Here is a 17,360-nt window from a genome sequence, read left to right as displayed (position 1 = left end):
CACAAAGCGCACCGCGATGCGCCAAATCAAACATGTCCTGCGCCGATAGGCGCGCCTTTTGGCAACAGCTGCCTTGCTACACCTGCGGCGGGGATTTGCGCGACATCAACTGCACGGGCCCCGCCGGGTCCTGCCCCATCCGCATCGGCACGTACCCCAACCGCGCCGCCAGTTGCAGCGACACCGCGTGCGCGGGATCTATCATGCAGACCAGCGGCCCGGTGATCACCCGGTCGAACCAGTCATGCGCCGCCTGCGTCGCCTCGCGACCCAACCCCTTGCCGTGCACATCCGGCGTCAGCACCCAGCCCGCTTCGGGCACGGCGTCGAAATCCGGGCCCAGCCCGCGCGCGCCATAAAAGAACCCTGCCTGCCCGATCATCCGGCCGCTGCCGTGCTCCTCGATGGCCCACTGGCCAAAACCGGTCATCTGCCAGTGGCCCGCATTGCGCAGGAAATTGTGCCAGCACGCATCGCGGTCGCGCACCTGCCCGCCGGTGAACTGCACCACTTCGGGCATCGCCCAGATCTCCGCAAAGCGGTCGAAATCGCTGGGACGCATCGCGCGCAGGGTCACCCGCGCCGTGTTGATCGTCGGCACATGTCTGTTCATCTAAGGTGTCCTGCCCGAACCCTCTGGTTTTTTCGAACTGTCGCGCAAAGCGTGTTCAAAAGGCAAGCACCGTCCGGGGCCGAACGCAAAAACGGCGCCCTTCCGCGAGGAAGGACGCCGTCTGATCAGGCACAAGGGCCCGATTGTCTCAGGATGCTTTGGAGATGAAGCCCACAGCGTCGCCGAATGTCTGGATGGTCTCGGCCGCGTCATCGGGAATCTCGATGCCGAACTCTTCTTCGAAGGCCATGACCAGCTCGACGGTGTCCAGGCTGTCAGCGCCAAGATCGTCGATGAACGAAGCGTTCTCGCTGACCTTGTCTTCTTCCACACCCAGGTGTTCCACAACGATCTTCTTAACGCGATCGGCGATGTCGCTCATATGACTGTCCTCATTCTGCCGGGGCAAATACTGCGCCCCCAAGTGGTGTCCCCATGTTGGCGGGGCTCTGGTCTTGCCCCCTTGGGGCGGTGAAGCGCGGGGCCCCTGTTTCAGGATCCTGCGCCGGAATCTGCGCCGCCTATAGCATATCCCAAAAAGATGGCAAGGCCGGAGGTGGGACGTGCGGCACGCGTGGTCACAACATGGCCATGCCGCCGTTCACGTGCAAGGTGGTGCCTGTGACATAGGCGGCTTCGGGGCTGGCGAGGTATAGCACGGCGGCGGCGATCTCATGTGCCTCGCCCATGCGCCCGGCGGGGATTTGCCCCATGATTCCAGTCTTTTGGTCGTCTGTCAGCTTGTCCGTCATTGCCGTCGCGATAAAGCCCGGCGCAACCGCATTCACGGTAATCCCGCGGCTTGCCACCTCGTAGGCGAGGCTCTTGGACATGCCGATCATGCCCGCCTTGGACGCCGCATAATTGGCCTGGCCGGGATTGCCCGTGGCCCCCACAACGGAGCTGATATTCACGATCCGGCCCCAGCGGGCCTTCATCATGCCGCGCATCACGCCCTTGCAGAGCTTGAAGGTCGAGGTCAGGTTCACATTCAGGACCGAGGCCCATTCCTCTTCGGACATGCGCATGAACAGGTTGTCGCGGGTGATGCCCGCGTTGTTGACCAGGATGTCGACGCTGCCCATGGCGGCGGCGGCCTCCTTGGGCAGGGCATCCACGGCTTCGCCATCGCTGAGGTTACAGGGCAGTACGTGGGCCCGGTCGCCCAACTCGTCCGCCAGCGCCTGCAACGGGTCGACCCGCGTGCCGCTGAGGCCAACGGTTGCGCCCGCTTCGTGCAGCGTGCGCGCGATATCCGCGCCAATGCCGCCCGATGCGCCGGTGACCAGCGCCGATTTTCCTGTCAGGTCAAACATGCCTGTCCCCTCCTGTTCCACGTTCCCGCCGCCTTGCCATGCCGGGGCGCGCCACGCAAGTCCGGCGCGCGCCAGAGCGGGTCAGAACACGTCCAAATAGATATCGATCACATTCAGCGCCGGATCCCGCGCCACCTGCCGGTAAACCTCGCGCGCCCAGGCCCCGCGGGTCAAGCCCCGGTCCGCGGCTTCTGCGTGCAGGCTCTGGTATACGCCCGGCAGCCCGTCGAACCCGCCGCGATGGCGCTGCATCAGCGCGCGGCTGCCGGGTGCGTCGAACATCTCGAACTCCGGCAGCGGCTGATCCAGCGGCACACCTACGCGCACCTCCATCCGGTCGCCGTCAATCCGGTAAAGCGCCGTTTGCGGCCCGACAAAGAAGACCCCCGCCAGCCCGATCGCGGCATCCAGCCGCCCGAAGATGTCCGGGATCAGCGCCAACCGCTCTGCAAAGGGCACGGTGTCAATGACCCCGCCCAGCCGCTGCGGCGGCAAGGTGACCAGATCAGCCATCCCGCGCCGACGTCACGTCGCCCGGTGCGCCCACGGCCCGTGTCGCGATGGCCCGGTCAATACGGCGGATCATGCCAGACAGCGCTTTGCCTGCGCCGATTTCCCAGATTTCGGTCACGCCCTGCGCGGCCATCCACGCCACGCTTTCGCGCCAGCGGACCGAGCCTGTGACCTGCTCGACGAGCTTGGCGCGCAACATGTCCGGATCGGTGCAGGCCTCGGCCATGACATTGGGCACAACCGGCACGGCGGGGGCATTGAAATCCACGCCTGCCAGCGCCGTTTCCATGACCTGCGCGGCCGGGGCCATCAGGCTGCAATGGAAGGGAGCGGACACCGGCAGCATGACCGCGCGTTTCGCGCCCTTGGCCTTGGCCAGATCGACCGCCCGTTCCACGGCCCCCTTGTGCCCCGACACAACCACCTGTCCGGGATCGTTGTCATTGGCCGCCTCACAGACCTCGCCCTGCGCCGCCTCGGCCGCGACCGCGCCCACCGTCTCGAAATCGAGCCCCAGCAGGGCCGCCATGGCGCCCACGCCCACGGGCACCGCCTCTTGCATCGCCTGTCCACGCGTCCGCAAGAGCCGCGCCGTGTCCGCAATGCTGAGCGCTCCGGCGGCACAAAGTGCGGAATACTCGCCCAGCGAGTGCCCGGCCACAAAGGAAGCGCGGTCCATCCCGATGCCTTCGGCCTCGAGCGCGCGCATCGCCGCCAGCGAGGTGGCCATCAGCGCGGGCTGCGCGTTCTGGGTCAGCGTCAGCGTCTCGGCGTCGCCCTCCCAGATCAGCGCGCTCAGGTTTTCGCCCAGCGCTGCGTCGACCTCTTCAAAGACGGCGCGCGCCGCCGGATAGGCCTCTGCCAGGTCCCGGCCCATGCCGATGGTTTGCGCCCCCTGTCCCGGAAATACGAATGCAACGCTCATGATCTGCCCCTTTTCGTCACTGTTGCCAGCGGTGTAATGGCCACGGGCCGTCCAGACAAGAGAACTGCGCACGACTTATATGCGCGCATTCCAGCACGACATATGTGCGCGCATTCAAGGTTGTCAGCACCGCGCCGCGCATAAACATAGGGCCACAGGTGTTTGCCTTGTATCCAACATTCGGAGATCTCTCATGGCCCTGACCAATTCCGCCAACAGCTTTGGCGCCGTGTCCAAGACCTTTCACTGGCTGACCGCCCTGCTGATCCTCAGCCTGATGCCGCTGGGCCTGATTGCAAACGAGATGCCCTATGACACGTCAGAGGAGTTGACGCGCAAGGCGTGGATGTTCTCGCTGCACAAGACGCTGGGGGTGGCGGTGTTCTTCGTGGCGCTGGCGCGGATCGGCTGGGCGCTGAGCCAGCCCAAGCCCGGGCCGATGCACCCCGACCGCAAGGCCGAAAGCCTTGCCGCGGAAACCGTACACTGGCTTCTCTACGGCAGTCTGGTCGCGGTGCCGCTGACGGGCTGGATCCATCATGCCGCCACCACCGGTTTCGCCCCGATCTGGTGGCCCTTCGGCCAGACCCTGCCCATGGTGCCGAAATCCGAAGCGGTGGCGGCCACATTTGCAGGCGCGCACTGGGTGCTGACCAAGGTGCTGGGCCTCGCATTGCTGCTGCATATCGCCGGCGCGCTGAAGCACCATGTGATCGACAGGGACGCAACCCTGCGGCGCATGTGGTTTGGCCAGACCAACCTGCCCGCGACCCCCGCAAAACACGCCCATGGCGCGCCGATCGTGGCCGCACTCGCCCTCTGGGCGCTTGCCCTCACCGGGGGTGCGGCCCTCGGGGTCTATGCCCCGCATGGCGGCCCTGCGACAGGTCCCGCACTGGCCGCAGTCCAGTCCGACTGGCAGGTCGAGGACGGCGCGCTGACGCTGACGGTGACGCAGCTGGGCTCCGAGGTCACAGGCAGTTTCGCCGACTGGACGGCGGCCATCCGCTTTGACGAAACCGTGACGCAAGGCGTGGCGGGCGACGTCGAGGTGATGGTCGCCATCGGGTCGCTGACACTGGGCGCGGTCACGGCACAGGCGATGGGACCAGACTATTTCGACGCAAGCGCGTTCCCGACGGCCATCTTTGCCGCGGATATCCTCGCGGCACCGGAGGGCTACACGGCGCAAGGCACGCTGACCATCAAGGACCGGTCCGTGCCCGTCACCCTGCCCTTCACGCTGGTGCTCGACGCAGGTACCGCAGAGATGACCGGCGCGCTGAGCCTGGATCGCCGCGCCTTCGGGATTGGCGACAACATGACCGACGAAGGCTCGCTGAAATTCAACGTGGATGTGCAGGTGTCCCTGACCGCGCGGCAGGCGGCGGCCAACTGAGTCCGGCGTCGCCGCTGCGCAGCCAACCAGGGGCACCTGAAAAGGTGTCCCTGAAAAACATCGCGTCACGCCGCAGGCGTGTCTTTTCTGACAGGGCCGCGAAAAAGGGCCGCGTGGATCACCACGCGGCCCTTCTGTCGAAACGAAAAGCGCTCAGGCGCTGGATCAGTTCCAGCCGCCCAGACGCATCTCGGAGTTGATCACGATCTCAAGCTCGTCCGAGCCGACCGGGATGAAGGCGTCAATGCCGAACTCCGACCGCTTGATGGTCGTGGTGGCCGTCATGCCCAGCCATTCCCCCTTGTAGTAGTCAAAGAACCCGCCAACCGGGTGCGGCCCCATATTGTGCACGGTGATGTCGAAGACGACCGGCTTGGTCACGCCCTTCATTGTCATCTCGCCCGTGGCCTTGACGGTCATGTCGCCTGTCTGTTCCACAGATGTCGACACGAACCGGATGTCCGGGTGGTTGGCCGTGTCCAGAAAGCCGGGTCCGATCAGTTCGGCATCGAGCGCCTCGACACCGGAATCGACGCTGGCCGCGACAACCGAGAAATCCGCCTTGGCATCCGCGATATTGCCCGCGTCAAACTCCAGCGTGCCCTTGACCTCGTGGAACTTGGCCGTCTGCAGCGAGAACCCCGCGTGGTTCCAAGTCACGACAACGTCCGTATGCGTCGGATCGGGATACCATGTGTCAGCAACGGCAAAACCGGCAGTCGTCGACAGGGCGGCGGCGAAAAGAAGAGATTTCATCTGGTAGGCTCCATGTGATGTGGTCTGTGACAAACACATGAGCCGCTGCGTTTATTCGCACAATTCCACAGCACTCAACAGAATATGCGCGCACATGAACATGCGCGTGCGCCTGTCCTCGCGGCTTTACAGCTTGCCCGCGTCGCGCAGCGCGCCCAGCAGGCTGGCGCGTGCCTCTGCATCCGTCAGCGCGACTTCGGCGATCAAGGTGCCATCCGCCGCCCACAGGCGGGTCATCGTGCCATTCTGTTCGGCGGCGCCCAGATCGGCCATTTTGGTGCGGCTGACCAGCGTGCGGCTTTTGCGTTGCCCGCGCACGAGGCGCACCTCGCGGCGCACGGTGTCGATCTCGATGGAAATGGCAGGCTCCGGCAGACCGGCCTGAACCACCGCCAGACCGGCAAAGCCCATCACCAGCGACAGCGCGAATTTGATCAGCAACAGGTCCGCATCAAGCTGCGCGCCCGGTTGGACCCAAAGCCCCATAGCCGCCAGGACCAGCGCCGCACCAGCCAGTTGCCGGGCCCCTCGGATCATCCAGCGGCGTCCGTCCACCATGTGGGGCGTTTCGGGGATCTGGGACTGTGGTACTACGTCAGGAATGGCGGTCATTGCTCTGGTATCCTCGTTAATCAATATCCGCATTCTTTCGCTCAAACTTGACGAAAATGCGGCCTCAGCGTGAAAAGGCCGTGCCCGGCGCCTTGCCTGTCGCGTCGCCCCGCCTTTTCCCTTGCGCGGACGGCTCAGCGATGTATACGGACGCGTCCCTGCAAAGACCTTTTTGCCGCGCAGTCTCTCGTGACCATCCCGCAGGGTTCATTCGGATCGGTCTATGAAATGCGCCTTGAAACAAGTGGAGTACGTCCATGCCTCTTTATGAGCATGTGATGATCGCCCGTCAGGACCTGAGCAACACTCAGGCCGAAGGGCTCATCGAACATTTTGGCACGGTCCTGTCGGACAATGGTGGCACCCTCGTGGACAACGAGTACTGGGGTGTGAAGACCATGGCCTACAAGATCAACAAGAACCGCAAGGGCCACTATGCCTATATGCGCACCGATGCGCCTGCTGCCGCCGTGCAGGAGATGGAGCGTCTGATGCGCCTGCATGACGATGTCATGCGCGTTCTGACCATCAAAGTCGACGAGCACGCGGAAGGGCCATCGGTCCAGATGCAGAAACGTGACGAACGTGGTGACCGCGGCGAACGCCGCGAGCGTCGCTGAGAGAGAGGGAGCTAAACCATGGCTGCAAAACCATTTTTCCGCCGTCGCAAGGTCTGCCCGTTCTCCGGTGAGAACGCGCCCAAGATCGACTACAAGGACACGCGCCTGCTGCAACGCTACATCTCTGAGCGTGGCAAGATCGTGCCCTCCCGTATCACTGCCGTTTCGGCCAAGAAGCAACGCGAACTGGCCCGTGCCATCAAGCGCGCCCGCTTCCTCGCCCTGCTGCCCTACGCCGTGAAATAAGGAGCGACTGATATGCAAGTTATCCTTCTCGAACGCGTGGCCAAGCTGGGTCAGATGGGCGACGTCGTCGACGTCAAGTCGGGCTATGCCCGCAACTATCTGCTGCCCCAGAAAAAGGCGCTGACCGCGTCCAAGGCCAACATCGCGGATTTCGAAGCGCAGAAAGCACAGCTGGAAGCGCGCAACCTGGAAACCAAGAAAGAGGCCGAAGCGCTGGGTGACAAGCTGAACGGTCAGCAGTTCATCGTGATTCGCCAGGCCTCTGACGGTGGCAACCTCTATGGGTCGGTCACACCGCGTGACGCGTCCGACGTGGCCACCGCCGAAGGGTTCTCGGTCGACCGCAAGCAGGTTGTGATCCCCAACCCGATCAAGGAGCTGGGCCTGCACGATGTGCACATCACCCTGCACCCCGAGGTCGAGGCGGTGATCCAGCTGAACGTGGCACGGTCGGAAGAAGAAGCCGAGCTGCAAGCCTCCGGCAAGTCGATCCAGGAGCTGGCTGCCGAAGAGGAAGCCGCAGCTGAGTTCGAAATTCAGGAGCTGTTCGACGATATCGGTGCCGCGGCATCCGACGACGAAGAACTGGCGGAATCCGCGGGCATCGCGACCGACGAGGCAGAGACCGAAGAGGACGACGCCGCCAAGGCGTAATCCCGGCCATTGCCAGACCAACAAGCGCCGCGCCCGGACCCCAGGCGCGGCGTTTTTGCATTTGCAATGTTTGGTGTTTGACGCACGTGCGCTGTCGCGCCAGTCTGGGCCACATGCGCCCTGCCCTGCTCTTCTGTCTTGCCCTGCCGGCCTGCGTGGTCGACGACCCGGCCACGATCCAGATGGCGCCGCGCGCCCTGGCGCAGTCGCCTGCGGAAGTTGCCTTTGTCGCCGGGCTGTTCAACGACCTTCAGGCGCAATCCATTGCCGAGGATCGGGAGTATTGTGGCCTGATCGGTGTGGATGCTGCCGGTACCCTGATCGCCACCGCGCCACAGCGTGGACGGGTGTCATCCTGCCTGCCGCCTGCGCCTGCTTCGGTGTCCTTCGTGGTGCTGGCTTCCTATCACACACATGGCGCTTGGAGCCCGGACTATTTCACCGAGGTGCCGTCCTTTGCTGACATGCGGACCGACATCGAGGACGGCACCGACGGCTATATCGCAACGCCGGGCGGACGGATGTGGTACGTGGATGCCCGCAATCAAATCGCGCGGCAGATTTGCGGATTGAACTGCCTGGTGCCGGACCCGTCCCATATCGAGGACCCCGCTTTCCCGGTTCGCGCAACCTATACGCTGGACGATCTACGGGCGTTCTAGACGTTTGATGCACCGCGCGGGTTCGGCAATGCCCGCAACACGGGGCGCTATCTGGTGTGGAATGCAAAAAGGCCGCGCTGAGCAGCGCGGCCTTTGAATTTGCGTCAGGGCGACAGGATCAGCTGTCTTCGGATTCCAGCTCTTCGACCGCTTTTTGCAGGTCTTCCTTGCTGACTTCCTTGTCGGTCACAGAGGCGTTTTCGACGATGTGGTCGACCACTTTGTCTTCGAAGAGCGGCGCGCGCAGTTGTTGTTGCATCTGCTGGTTTTGCTGAACGAATTCAAAGAACTGGCGTTCCTGACCGGGATATTGACGGGCCTGTTGCATGATTGCCTGGCTCATCTCGGCATCGGTGATTTCGACCTCGGCCTTCTGGCCCAGTTCGGCCAGCAGCAGGCCCAGACGGACGCGGCGTTCTGCCAAGTCGTTATGCTCGTCGGTGGCTTCGATCTCGGGGTGATCGTGACCTTCGACATCCGGGTTGTCCTCGTGCCAGAGCTGGTGCGCGATCTGCTTGGCCTCGGCTTCGACAAGGCTTGGCGGCAGCTCAAAGCTGACGATCTCGTCCAGCTGGTCGAGCAGTGCGCGTTTCATCACCGCGCGGGCCGCACCGGCATATTCACCTTCGAGCTGCTCGGAGATGCGTGATTTGAGGCCGTCGAGGTCGTCGGCGCCATATTTCTTGGCCAGTTCGTCGTCGATCTCGGCCGGAACCGGTTTCTTGACGTCCTTGATGGCGCAGGAGAACACGGCCTCTTTGCCAGCGAGGTGCTCGGCCTGGTAATCCTCGGGGAAGGACACGGTAACGTCCTTTTCCTCGCCGGTCTTCACGCCGACCAGTTGCTCTTCGAAACCGGGGATGAAGGAGTTGGAACCCAGCACCAGCGGATAGTCCTCGGCAGAGCCGCCTTCGAACGCTTCGCCGTCGACCTTGCCGACGAAATCCATCACGACCTGGTCGCCGTCCTTGGATTTGACCGTGGGCTTGCGCGATTTGAAGTCCTGCGCGTTTTCGGCGAGCGATGTCAGCGTCTCTTGGACGGCGGCATCGTCTGCCTTGACCACGAGGCGTTCCAGCGTGATGCCGCTGAGATCGACCTCGGGAATTTCGGGCAGCGCCTCATAGGACATCTCGACATTGACGTCGTCGCCCTCTTTCCAGTCCTCGTTGGTCATCTTGACCTCGGGCTGCATCGCGGGACGGTCGCCTGACGCCTCGAAGTGATCGGACATCGCGCCATCGATGCTTTCCTGCATGGCTTCGCCCATGAGGCGCTGGCCAAACTGTTTTTTCAGCAGCGCCATGGGCACCTTGCCCTTGCGAAAGCCTTTCATTTCGACTTCGGGCTGCGCCTCTGTCAGCTTTTCGTTGACCTTGGCGTCCAGTTCGGCGGCGGTCACGGTGATGGCATAGCCGCGTTTCAGACCGTCATTCAGCGTCTCGGTGACCTGCATGTGTGCTCCCATAGCGTAAAGGCCCCCAGGCTGGGGGCTGATCGGAAATTCGCGCCCTTCTATGCAGGGTCGCGGCGCTGCGCAAGGGGATAGGCGGCGTTGATCCAAATTGGTGCGGTTTGCGGGATATTCCGCGCCGTTTCGAACAGGATTCACATTAAATTAAGACCGCTTGTCCAAGCATGTTATACGCGTTTGCGGATGAGAACTTTTGACGAGACCTGGATATGTTGAGACTTGCGGCTGCGTTGATAGTGAGTGTGCTGATGATGACGGCGCCAGCGCGTGCGCAAGGTCAGGTGCTGTCCGTTGTGGCCGATGACTGGCCGCCCTTTTCCGGGCCCGATCTGCCGCGGGGCGGCATCTCACTGGACGTGATCGCCGCAGTGCTGGAGCGTGCGGGTTATACGGTCGAGACGCAGGTTGTGCCCTGGGCCCGTGTTCTGAACGGCGCGCGCAGCGGAACGTTCGATATCGTGGGCAGCCTCTTTGCGGATCAGGAGCTTGCGGAGTTCCTGACCTACGCAGAGCCATTCTATACCACCAATGTGCAGCTGGTTCGGCCGAAAGGGTCCGAGATCACCTTCACCACCGTGGAGGCGCTGCGCCCTTACAAGATCGCCGTTGGCGAGGGGTTTCTTTATCAGGATGAATTCGACCGGGCCGATTACCTGGACAAGACCGCTGTGACCACCACGTCTCAGGCGGTGCACATGGTGGCCCATGGGCGGGCGGATCTGACGCTCGACAGCGTGGATGTGATCCGTCATGTGCTGGGGTCCGAGGACCCCACCCTCGCAGACCGGGTGGAACTGGCGCCCGGTGTCCTCGCCGCTCAGGATCTGCACATGGCGGTAAGGACGGGCCTTGAGAACAGCGCGCAGATCGTGGCGGATTTCAACAGGACCCTCGCCGAGATGCGCGCGGATGGCACGCTGGAAACCTTGCTTGCCAAGCACATAGATGCGCATGTGAACGGATGAACATTGGCTTTTTCAAAGACCCGCTGGGCGTCAGGCTGGTGCTTGCGTCGCTCTTGATCGGGTCGGTCCTGTCGATTTTCTCGACTGGGATCCAGCTGGTGTCGAGCTTTAACCGCCAAAAGCAGGACGCGACGGCGATTTTCGAACAGATCGAAACGGTGTTGGCCGATACGCTGGAACAGGCGCTGTGGACCTTTGATTTTGATCAGGTGAACATTCTGCTGGATGGCATTGCCGCCAACGAGGACATCACCCATGTCGAATTGATCAGCCAGACAGGGCACCAATGGGACCGCGGTACCCCCAGCCAATCGCCGGTGCAGCAGGTTTTTGATCTTACATATGATCAACCCGACGGCCGGGTGCAGGATCTGGGCAAGCTGCGGGTCGAATTGTCTTTGGATGCAGTGTTCGAACGGGTGCGCCAACAGTTCTGGGTGACGCTGTTGACCAACCTGGCCAAGGCCTATCTGGCCGCTGTCGCCCTGTTGGTCGTGGTCAACCAGATGATCACCCGGCACTTGCGCAACATCGCTGATCATGTGGATGAAACGGACATCTCGACCGACAAGAAACAGCTGGTCCTGCACAGGGCCAAGCGCAAGGTTGCGGATGATCTGGACCATATTGTCACCGCCATCCGCCGGTTCGAAGCGCGGGTTGTGTCCGACCTTGGCGCGTTGAAAACCGAGGTCGTGGAACGCCGCAAGAGCGAGGAGCAAGCGCGCGAGGCCTTGTCCGTCCGATCCAGCTTTATCGGCACGATGAGCCACGAGGTGCGCACGCCGCTGAATGCCATCCTTGGGTTTCTGCACCTGATCGAGATCGACGAAGCCGTACCGGAGCGGCAGCGTCACTATGCCCGTGTGGCGACGCGCGCCTCGCAGCAGCTGCTCCATCAACTGAACAATGTGCTGGAGATGTCGCGCCTCGATTCAAACGCGGTGATGATTTCGACGCGCCCCACCGACATCCGCAGGCTGGCGCGCCAGTGGCAGGACACGACCACCGCCGCGATCCATTTTCACCAGAAGGATATCGAAGTGACACTGGATGTGGACCCGTCACTGGACGAGAAATACGAGTTGGATGGCGCCCGCGTGACGCAGATTGTCACCAACCTGACGGACAATGCCGCCAAGTTCACGCAATCCGGCAATATTCGGATTGCGGTGCGCCCAACCCGACCGGATGAGACAAGTGACAGTTGCCCGGACGGCGGACTTGTCATATCGGTGTCCGACACTGGCCCGGGCATCGATGAGGCCCAGCGTCGGCGGATATTCGACAGGTTTACCCAGCTGGACGCCGGATTGAACCGCACCCATGGGGGAACAGGTCTTGGTTTGGCAATTTGTCTGGAGCTGTCTGAACTGATGGGTGCGACATTATCGGTCTCGGAATCCGCAAGGGATGGTTTTTCGACGGAATTTTTGCTAACTATAGGTTGTCCTGCCGGACCGGAGGCACAGAATGACTGAACGGAAAAAAGTGCTCTTGGTTGAGGACGATGAATTCACCTGCTTTATGATGCAGGAGATCATTGGAACATTGGGTGTTGATGTCGAAGTTGCCACGAACGGCACCGAAGGGTTTGACGCCCTGTCCAAAAGCCCCGGGGCGTTTGGCCTGGTGCTGATGGATCTGCACATGCCGGTGCTGTCCGGCATCGATGCCGCGCGAAAAATCCGCAAACTGGCCAAGAACCCGCCGCGCGAGGTTCCCATCATCGCTGTCACCGCGGACGTGAACTACCACGACGACGCGCGGATTGAACAGCTGGGCATGAACGGATTTGCCAGCAAGCCGGTCTCGCCCGGTCAGTTGCTGGCGCTGATCGATCGCTATTGTGCCGCCGCCTGAGGGCGGTTCGCTGACAGAATACTCATGTCGACAGAATGTCACATGACAAAGGAACTGCCATGACGAGTGACGGCCCCGACGAGGCACCTGTCCCCGCAACAACCGAAGAGCAGAACGCCCTGCCCCGTTTTGTGGGAATAGCGTCCTCGGCCGGGGGACTGGAGGCGGTTTCGCTTCTGGCTCAGAATCTGCCGCAGACCGCAAATGCTGTCTATGTTGTTGCCCAGCACATGTCGCCCACCCACAAGAGCGTGCTGTCGACCCTGATCGCGCGGGAAACACGGTTGCAGGTGCGCGAACTGGACGCCGAGACGACACCGGAGCCTGACACGATCTATGTCACGCCGCCCAATTCCGATGTCACTCTGGAGCAGGGAAAGCTGCGCCTGCGGAACCCGGCGGGCCATCCGGCGGCACCGAAGCCCTCTGCGGACCGTCTGTTCAAGAGCCTGGCGGCCGAGTGCGGCGAGCGGTGCGTGGGTATCGTTCTGTCGGGCACGGGGTCGGATGGCAGTTACGGGGTGCAGGCGATCCGCGAGGCCGGCGGCATCACCATCGCGCAGGATCCCGCAAGTGCGAAATATGATGGCATGCCCACCTCTGCGATTGAAACCGGCTGTGTCGACCTGACGCTTTCGCCCGAGCAGATCGGCATCCACCTGGAAAAGATCCTCGCGCGGCCCCGCGACTTTGACGGGCTGCGCGCGTTGCAGGACGAACCCAACCCGCTGGGCGAGCTTTTTGGTATCCTGCTGGCGCGGACGCAGGTGAATTTTGCCGATTACAAGGAGAACACGGTCAATCGGCGTATCGCCCGGCGCATGACCGCGCTGGGGATCGAGGATTACAACGGATATGTCGACTATTGCCGCAGCAATATCGGCGAGGTGGACGCGCTGCATCGCTATCTGCTGATCTCCGTGACGCGGTTTTTCCGCGACCCCGAACAGTTTGAAAACCTCGAACGGGAGCTGTGCAACAGCCTCAAGCACCGTACGGAAGGGCCCATACGGGTCTGGGTGGTGGGGTGTGCCACGGGCGAAGAGGCCTATTCCATCGCCATCACCATCGCGGAACTGTTGGGCGGTATCGGTGAATTGGCACGCAACAACGTTCAGGTCTTTGCCACTGACATCGATCAGAACGCGATCGAGGTCGCGCGGCGCGGGGTGTATCCGATCGCTGCGGCACAGGACATTCCGCCGAACCTGCTGGGCGACTATTTCGTGCTCGGCGAGACCGAGATCAAGGTCCGCCCCGAGTTGCGTTCCGTGACGCTGTTTTCCCATCACAACGTGTTCCAGGACCCGCCCTTTATCAATGTCGACCTGGTCAGCATCCGCAACCTGTTGATTTACTTCAACCTTGCCTTGCAGGAACGGGTTTTGAGCCGTTTGCATTACGCGATGTCCGCGGGCGGTTTACTCTTTCTCGGCACGTCGGAAACCGTGGGCGAGATGGGCGTGTTCTTTGAGGTCAGGCAGGGTGCGGACAAGGTGTTCGTCAAGCGCCGTGGTACAACCGGTGATGCATCCCTGAGCGTGGGATCGCGTGCCGTGCAACGGTCCATACGCAAGCGTACAACCAATCCCGGCAGCGCGGCGGCGCAGCTGGAAGCGGCGGCGGAGTCGGAGATGTCGCTGGCCCGAGCCGTCGCACCGGACGGGATGATCTGTACAAGGAATGGCAACATCATCGAGGTGCTGGGTGATCTGAGCCCGTTCATGGAGATCCGCGCGGGCGCATCGACGGCGCTCAACGTCAAGATGCTGATCGAGCCGCTGAGATCCGAAGTGTCGAGCCTGCTTGCCGTGGCGCTGCGCAATTCCAGCCGCCGGGACGGCCGCTGGCATACGGTGTCGTTGAGCGTGGGCAACCGGGCTCAGTTGCAGGCCTTTCCGTTTACCAGCACCAAGGGCGGAGAGGTTCATTGCCTGATCGCGGTGAATGCGCGGTTCGAGAAAGAGGCCGATGTTCAGGTCACCGATATCTCGGACAAGGAACACCGCGCCTATGTGGAGCGGATGGAGATGGAAATCCGGTCCACGCAGGAGGCACTGCAACAGACGATCGAAGAATTGCAGACCGCCAATGAAGAACTGCAATCGGCCAACGAAGAGCTGCAATCGACGAATGAGGAATTCCAGGCCACAAACGAAGAGTTGGAGACCTCGAACGAGGAGCTGCAATCGTCGAACGAAGAGCTGATGACCGTCAACGAAGAGTTGCAGATCAGTTCGGCCGAACGTCAGGCGCTGGCCTCGGAACTGGAGGCGACGATGACGTCGGCGCCTTATGCGGTGGCACTGGCCGATCAGGCGCTGATGGTGCGGCGGCTGAGCAAAATCGCGCTGGATCTGTTCGGCCTGTCCGAAATTCCGCCAACGGGCATTCACCTCAGCCAGTGCAATCTGCCGGTCGGTTTTCCGGCCCTTGCGCCGGTCGCCAATGTGGTTCTGCGGGTTCAGGAAACGCGCCGCATTCCGATCCTTTCGCGCGGGACCTACTATTCGCTGGTGATGTCGCCGGTGCACGATCATCACCGCAAGCTGATCGGTTTGTCGATCACGATTTCACAATATGACAGCGAACCTTTGACGCGCGTTGTCGAGCTGATGAATGACATCAGCCACGTCGCGCATTGGTCCTACAATATTGATAGCAAAGAGCTTTTCTGGTCGCCGGAAATGTTCCGCATCTATGGGCGGTCGGATTCCGGCGAGATGCCGACCTGGGAAGAGGCGATGAGCCTCGTGCACCCGGAAGACCGGGAGGACGCGGCCGAGCGCATTGAGGCGTTGATGAACGAAGGCGGCAGCTACCGGTTTGACAACAGGGTGTTTGGACCCGGCGGTCACATCGTGGCGGTCAGCGGCAAAACCACTTTGATCCGCAATTCCGACGGTGAGCCGACCCAGTTGATCGGTGTGGTCTGGGACACTGCCGACGAGACCGAGCGCAGCATCCGGCTGAGCAATATGGAGAGTGTTCAGGACGATCTGGGCATTGGGTTCTTTACCTTTGACGTGGAAAACAACGCGCCGCGTTGGAACCAGTCGATGTTCGAGATCGTGGGCTATGACCCGATTGTGCACACGCCGTCGGTGGAAAGCCTGCTGCGAATGGTTGATCCGGAGATGCGCGGCGAGATTTCGACGCATTTCCGGGCGGCATTGCTGGAGGGCAAGGCGTTCGAGGCGATGTTGCGTATTGTACGCACTGACGGATCGAGCGTGCAGTGCCTGTGCAAAGGTCAGGTCCGGCGCCGTGCGGACGAAAAGGTGTCGCATGTTTTTGGCAGCCTGATCTGCCTCGACGACGGCGCTCAGGGGCATATCGCGCTTCAGTCCTGACACGCGTATCTGGGAGTTGAACGCAAACTTAACCAAAGTTTTACCCACATGCGACATGGTACGCGCATTCGGTTCCCCGTTCGGTCAGAAGGCGTCGCATGTCAAATATCAAGAAACAGGGAGACCTGGTCCTTGCGGCATCCACTTCGCGGCCCGCGTTCGAGACCCCGACATTCGCGGAGCTGCACGCGGCGATCGTGAACGCGCCCTATGCGTCGCTTTTGATCGATGATGCGGGTCGCGTCGTGCTGATCAATCGACGCGCCAAGCGGCAGTTCGCCCCGACGGTCGATTTCGAGGAATATGACGGGCGCGACAAGTATTTTTCCGAATTGACGCATCAGTCGGTTGATGAGGTACGCGCGCGGTTGAGCGCCGCAGCAAGCACGGCGCGGGCGCGGTTCACCATGCGGACCGGGCGCGAGCGCAAGACTCCCAAAACACTGGATTTTCACGTGGCCCTCTTGCCGACCCCCGGGCGCACACGCCCGCTTTACCACCTGACGCAAGATCATCTGACATCCACCGTGGACGCGCTGATTGCGATGAACGGTCGCCGCCTCGAAACGCAGGGAAAGCTGACCGAGTTGGAAGCGCGGCATGCCGCACTCCAGCAGGTGATGATCGCGACCGAAGCTTATGCGCACACGGCCTCGCATGATCTGAGAACACCGCTGAACACGTTGTCCGGTCTGCTCCAGATGTTTGACGTGAAATTCGGCGCGGATCTGCCCGAGCGGGCGGCGGAATACCTGTCCTACATGTCGCGCGCGGTCGAACAGATGGACAAGCTGACCCATGATTTCCTGGATCACGCGCGCAGTGCCTCAGTGGAGCTGGAGCGCGAGCCCGTGGATCTCGTGGCACAGGCACGGACGGCAGTGGCCGACCTCGAAGCCGATTTCGAGGCGACCGGGACCAGTTGGGAGATCACGGGCACTGCCAATCCGGTTATGGCCGAGCCGACGCTCGTCCGCATGTTGCTGAGCAACCTGCTGACCAACAGTTTGAAATACCGGCATCCGGACCGCAGTGGGCATATCGACATCACGCTGACCGAAGGCGATGAAGGGTTGGTAGAGATGGTTGTGCGCGACAACGGCTGCGGGTTCGACCCCGGCGCCAGCGAGGCGATTTTCCTGCCATTCCGCCGCTGCAACACCGATGTGGAAGGCACCGGCATCGGGCTCGCCACCTGTCGTGAGGTGTGCCGCAGACATGGCTGGACCATCACGGCCCAGTCCGACGGCGAAACCGGCGCAACCTTTACCATTCTCGCGACATGATAGAATTTTACCGAATGTTAACCTGCGCTGCATTCTGCTCCGCTTGGGACGGTTGATTAAGGTTATATTCAACCACGAAGGCTAGAAGAACCAAGCACTGGAA

At 62.0% G+C, this 17,360-nt stretch carries 18 protein-coding genes; 10 read left to right on the top strand and 8 right to left on the bottom strand.

The window, feature by feature from the left end; all coding sequences use genetic code 11:
- Positions 1-76: 76 nt before the first annotated feature.
- From Q0949_RS19915 to fabD, 5 genes are all read right to left on the bottom strand, one after another.
- Positions 77-613, bottom strand: a complete 537-nt coding sequence (locus tag Q0949_RS19915) for a GNAT family N-acetyltransferase (RefSeq protein WP_299376642.1) — start codon at positions 611-613, stop codon at positions 77-79.
- A 148-nt stretch (positions 614-761) separates the two neighbouring features.
- Positions 762-995: an acyl carrier protein gene (locus tag Q0949_RS19910; RefSeq protein ID WP_108835828.1), complete on the bottom strand. Its 234-nt coding sequence runs from the start codon at positions 993-995 to the stop codon at positions 762-764.
- A gap of 196 nt (positions 996-1,191) precedes the next feature.
- Positions 1,192-1,929 carry a 3-oxoacyl-[acyl-carrier-protein] reductase gene (fabG, locus tag Q0949_RS19905; RefSeq protein WP_299376636.1) on the bottom strand — a complete coding sequence of 246 codons (738 nt, stop codon included), beginning with the start codon at positions 1,927-1,929 and terminating at the stop codon, positions 1,192-1,194.
- A gap of 81 nt (positions 1,930-2,010) precedes the next feature.
- A complete protein-coding gene (locus tag Q0949_RS19900; RefSeq protein WP_299376633.1) occupies positions 2,011-2,442 on the bottom strand; it encodes a GyrI-like domain-containing protein in 432 nt (143 codons plus the stop codon).
- Positions 2,435-3,367: an ACP S-malonyltransferase gene (gene fabD, locus Q0949_RS19895; protein WP_299376630.1), complete on the bottom strand. Its 933-nt coding sequence runs from the start codon at positions 3,365-3,367 to the stop codon at positions 2,435-2,437. The genes Q0949_RS19900 and fabD overlap by 8 nt, the downstream gene beginning before the upstream one ends.
- Positions 3,368-3,560: 193 nt before the next feature.
- Here fabD and Q0949_RS19890 point away from each other — a divergent pair, with 193 nt between their 5' ends.
- Positions 3,561-4,766: a cytochrome b/b6 domain-containing protein gene (locus tag Q0949_RS19890; protein ID WP_299376627.1), complete on the top strand. Its 1,206-nt coding sequence runs from the start codon at positions 3,561-3,563 to the stop codon at positions 4,764-4,766.
- A 165-nt stretch (positions 4,767-4,931) separates the two neighbouring features.
- On the opposite strand, the gene Q0949_RS19885 is transcribed toward Q0949_RS19890, so the two are convergent.
- Positions 4,932-5,522, bottom strand: a complete 591-nt coding sequence (locus tag Q0949_RS19885) for a YceI family protein (RefSeq protein WP_299376624.1) — start codon at positions 5,520-5,522, stop codon at positions 4,932-4,934.
- A gap of 126 nt (positions 5,523-5,648) precedes the next feature.
- Positions 5,649-6,134 (bottom strand): hypothetical protein, encoded by a 486-nt coding sequence (locus tag Q0949_RS19880; protein ID WP_299376621.1) that lies wholly within the window; start codon positions 6,132-6,134, stop codon positions 5,649-5,651.
- Between the two features lie 257 nt (positions 6,135-6,391).
- On the opposite strand from Q0949_RS19880, the gene rpsF reads away from it, so the two are divergent.
- The 4 genes from rpsF (at position 6,392) to Q0949_RS19860 (ending at position 8,316) form a co-directional block, all read left to right on the top strand.
- Entirely contained in the window at positions 6,392-6,754 is a 363-nt protein-coding gene (gene rpsF, locus Q0949_RS19875) for a 30S ribosomal protein S6 (RefSeq protein ID WP_299376618.1), read from the top strand.
- Between the two features lie 18 nt (positions 6,755-6,772).
- Positions 6,773-7,000 (top strand): 30S ribosomal protein S18, encoded by a 228-nt coding sequence (rpsR, locus tag Q0949_RS19870; RefSeq protein WP_005608650.1) that lies wholly within the window; start codon positions 6,773-6,775, stop codon positions 6,998-7,000.
- A 12-nt stretch (positions 7,001-7,012) separates the two neighbouring features.
- Entirely contained in the window at positions 7,013-7,654 is a 642-nt protein-coding gene (gene rplI / locus Q0949_RS19865) for a 50S ribosomal protein L9 (protein WP_299376615.1), read from the top strand.
- Between the two features lie 113 nt (positions 7,655-7,767).
- Positions 7,768-8,316: a DUF4329 domain-containing protein gene (locus Q0949_RS19860; protein ID WP_299376612.1), complete on the top strand. Its 549-nt coding sequence runs from the start codon at positions 7,768-7,770 to the stop codon at positions 8,314-8,316.
- Positions 8,317-8,434: 118 nt separating this feature from the next.
- On the opposite strand, the gene tig is transcribed toward Q0949_RS19860, so the two are convergent.
- On the bottom strand, positions 8,435-9,772 hold the full coding sequence (gene tig, locus Q0949_RS19855) for a trigger factor (protein WP_299376609.1): 1,338 nt from the start codon (positions 9,770-9,772) through the stop codon (positions 8,435-8,437).
- 266 nt (positions 9,773-10,038) lie between these two features.
- Here tig and Q0949_RS19850 point away from each other — a divergent pair, with 266 nt between their 5' ends.
- The 5 genes from Q0949_RS19850 (at position 10,039) to Q0949_RS19830 (ending at position 17,257) form a co-directional block, all read left to right on the top strand.
- Positions 10,039-10,755 carry a transporter substrate-binding domain-containing protein gene (locus Q0949_RS19850; protein ID WP_299376606.1) on the top strand — a complete coding sequence of 239 codons (717 nt, stop codon included), beginning with the start codon at positions 10,039-10,041 and terminating at the stop codon, positions 10,753-10,755.
- Complete coding sequence (locus Q0949_RS19845) at positions 10,752-12,236, top strand: ATP-binding protein (protein WP_299376603.1); 1,485 nt, start codon at positions 10,752-10,754, stop codon at positions 12,234-12,236. The genes Q0949_RS19850 and Q0949_RS19845 overlap by 4 nt, the downstream gene beginning before the upstream one ends.
- Positions 12,229-12,618 carry a response regulator gene (locus Q0949_RS19840; protein ID WP_299376601.1) on the top strand — a complete coding sequence of 130 codons (390 nt, stop codon included), beginning with the start codon at positions 12,229-12,231 and terminating at the stop codon, positions 12,616-12,618. Before Q0949_RS19845 ends, Q0949_RS19840 begins: the two co-directional genes overlap by 8 nt.
- A 59-nt stretch (positions 12,619-12,677) precedes the next feature.
- The gene (locus tag Q0949_RS19835) at positions 12,678-15,971 is read left to right on the top strand and encodes a chemotaxis protein CheB (RefSeq protein WP_299376598.1); all 3,294 of its coding nucleotides are present in this window, start codon (positions 12,678-12,680) and stop codon (positions 15,969-15,971) included.
- Positions 15,972-16,069: 98 nt separating this feature from the next.
- Entirely contained in the window at positions 16,070-17,257 is a 1,188-nt protein-coding gene (locus tag Q0949_RS19830; RefSeq protein ID WP_299376595.1) for a HAMP domain-containing sensor histidine kinase, read from the top strand.
- The last annotated feature ends 103 nt before the right edge of the window (positions 17,258-17,360 follow it).

The organism is uncultured Tateyamaria sp. (genome assembly GCF_947487805.1).
Taxonomy (GTDB): Bacteria; Pseudomonadota; Alphaproteobacteria; order Rhodobacterales; family Rhodobacteraceae; genus Tateyamaria.
Note: the sequence above shows the minus strand (reverse complement) of the source record. Positions and strands in the feature narration are given on the sequence as shown.